Source organism: Priestia koreensis (assembly GCF_001274935.1).
In the GTDB taxonomy this organism is placed as follows: Bacteria; Bacillota; Bacilli; order Bacillales; family Bacillaceae_H; genus Bacillus_AG; species Bacillus_AG koreensis.
In genome coordinates this window covers 1-2,997 of the sequence record NZ_LILC01000034.1, presented here as the reverse complement: position 1 = coordinate 2,997, position 2,997 = coordinate 1, and the positions used below count along the sequence as shown (strand labels likewise).

The 2,997-nt window shown below is 52.0% G+C and carries 1 rRNA gene; it reads right to left on the bottom strand.

From position 1 onward, the window contains the following. Nucleotides 1–2,923 (bottom strand): 23S ribosomal RNA (locus AMD01_RS20955); the annotation flags it as partial. Between the last annotated feature and the right edge of the window lie 74 nt (nucleotides 2,924–2,997).

The following is a 2,997-nucleotide window of genomic DNA, read 5'->3' as shown; positions in this document are numbered from 1 at the left end:
CCTCGATCGATTAGTATCTGTCAGCTGCACGTGTCGCCACGCTTCCACCTCAGACCTATCTACCTGATCGTCTTTCAGGGATCTTACTAGCTTGCGCTATGGGAAATCTCATCTTGAGGGGGGCTTCATGCTTAGATGCTTTCAGCACTTATCCCGTCCACACATAGCTACCCAGCGATGCCTTTGGCAAGACAACTGGTACACCAGCGGTGTGTCCATCCCGGTCCTCTCGTACTAAGGACAGCTCCTCTCAAATTTCCTACGCCCACGACGGATAGGGACCGAACTGTCTCACGACGTTCTGAACCCAGCTCGCGTACCGCTTTAATGGGCGAACAGCCCAACCCTTGGGACCGACTACAGCCCCAGGATGCGATGAGCCGACATCGAGGTGCCAAACCTCCCCGTCGATGTGGACTCTTGGGGGAGATAAGCCTGTTATCCCCGGGGTAGCTTTTATCCGTTGAGCGATGGCCCTTCCATGCGGAACCACCGGATCACTAAGCCCGACTTTCGTCCCTGCTCGACTTGTAGGTCTCGCAGTCAAGCTCCCTTGTGCCTTTACACTCTACGAATGATTTCCAACCATTCTGAGGGAACCTTTGGGCGCCTCCGTTACTCTTTAGGAGGCGACCGCCCCAGTCAAACTGCCCACCTGACACTGTCTCCCAGCCCGATCAGGGCTGTGGGTTAGAATGTCAATACAGCCAGGGTAGTATCCCACCGACGCCTCCACCGAAGCTAGCGCTCCGGTTTCTCAGGCTCCTACCTATCCTGTACAAGCTGTACCAAAATTCAATATCAGGCTACAGTAAAGCTCCACGGGGTCTTTCCGTCCTGTCGCGGGTAACCTGCATCTTCACAGGTACTATAATTTCACCGAGTCTCTCGTTGAGACAGTGCCCAGATCGTTACACCTTTCGTGCGGGTCGGAACTTACCCGACAAGGAATTTCGCTACCTTAGGACCGTTATAGTTACGGCCGCCGTTTACTGGGGCTTCGATTCAAAGCTTCGCTTGCGCTAACCTCTCCTCTTAACCTTCCAGCACCGGGCAGGTGTCAGCCCCTATACTTCGCCTTACGGCTTCGCAGAGACCTGTGTTTTTGCTAAACAGTCGCCTGGGCCTATTCACTGCGGCTCTCTCGGGCTTGCACCCTAACAGAGCACCCCTTCTCCCGAAGTTACGGGGTCATTTTGCCGAGTTCCTTAACGAGAGTTCTCTCGATCACCTTAGGATTCTCTCCTCGCCTACCTGTGTCGGTTTGCGGTACGGGTACCTCCCACCTCGCTAGAGGCTTTTCTTGGCAGTGTGAAATCAGGAGCTTCGGTACTATAATTCCCTCGTCATCACAGCTCAGCCTTCATGATGAGCGGATTTGCCTACTCATCAGCCTTACTGCTTGAACGCACATATCCAGCAGTGCGCCTACCCTATCCTCCTGCGTCCCCCCATTGCTCAAACGGTGGGGAGGTAGTACAGGAATATCAACCTGTTGGCCATCGCCTACGCCTTTCGGCCTCGGCTTAGGTCCCGACTAACCCTGAGCGGACGAGCCTTCCTCAGGAAACCTTAGGCATTCGGTGGACAAGATTCTCACTTGTCTTTCGCTACTCATACCGGCATTCTCACTTCTAAGCGCTCCACCAGTCCTTACGGTCTAGCTTCGCAGCACTTAGAACGCTCTCCTACCACTGACATCTAAGATGTCAATCCACAGCTTCGGTGATACGTTTAGCCCCGGTACATTTTCGGCGCAGAGTCACTCGACCAGTGAGCTATTACGCACTCTTTAAATGGTGGCTGCTTCTAAGCCAACATCCTGGTTGTCTAAGCAACTCCACATCCTTTTCCACTTAACGTATACTTTGGGACCTTAGCTGGTGGTCTGGGCTGTTTCCCTCTTGACTACGGATCTTATCACTCGCAGTCTGACTCCCAAGGATAAGTTTTTGGCATTCGGAGTTTGACTGAATTCGGTAACCCGTTGGGGGCCCCTAGTCCAATCAGTGCTCTACCTCCAAAACTCTCACCTTGAGGCTAGCCCTAAAGCTATTTCGGAGAGAACCAGCTATCTCCAAGTTCGATTGGAATTTCTCCGCTACCCACACCTCATCCCCGCACTTTTCAACGTGCGTGGGTTCGGGCCTCCATTCAGTGTTACCTGAACTTCACCCTGGACATGGGTAGATCACCTGGTTTCGGGTCTACGACCACATACTCAAATCGCCCTATTCAGACTCGCTTTCGCTGCGGCTCCGTCTCATCGACTTAACCTTGCATGGGATCGTAACTCGCCGGTTCATTCTACAAAAGGCACGCCATCACCCGTTAACGGGCTCTGACTACTTGTAGGCACACGGTTTCAGGATCTCTTTCACTCCCCTTCCGGGGTGCTTTTCACCTTTCCCTCACGGTACTGGTTCACTATCGGTCACTAGGAAGTATTTAGCCTTGGGAGATGGTCCTCCCTGCTTCCGACGGAATTTCACGTGTTCCGCCGTACTCAGGATCCACTCAAGAGAGAACAAGGTTTCAACTACAGGGTTGTTACCTTCTTTGACGGGTCTTTCCAGACCTCTTCATTTACCTCGTTCCTTTGTAACTCCGTATAGAGTGTCCTACAACCCCAAGAGGCAAGCCTCTTGGTTTGGGCTAATTCCGTTTCGCTCGCCGCTACTCAGGAAATCGCGTTTGCTTTCCTTTCCTCCGGGTACTTAGATGTTTCAGTTCCCCGGGTCTGCCTTCAACTTCCTATGTATTCAGAAGAAGATATCATTCCATTACGAATGATGGGTTTCCCCATTCGGAAATCTCCGGATCAAAGCTTACTTACAGCTCCCCGAAGCATATCGGTGTTAGTCCCGTCCTTCATCGGCTCCTAGTGCCAAGGCATCCACCGTGCGCCCTTTCTAACTTAACCGTATTGGTTATTTCAAAAAGTGTTACACTTTGTTTTCCTTAACATTCTTGCTATCTAGTTTTCAAAGAACAACT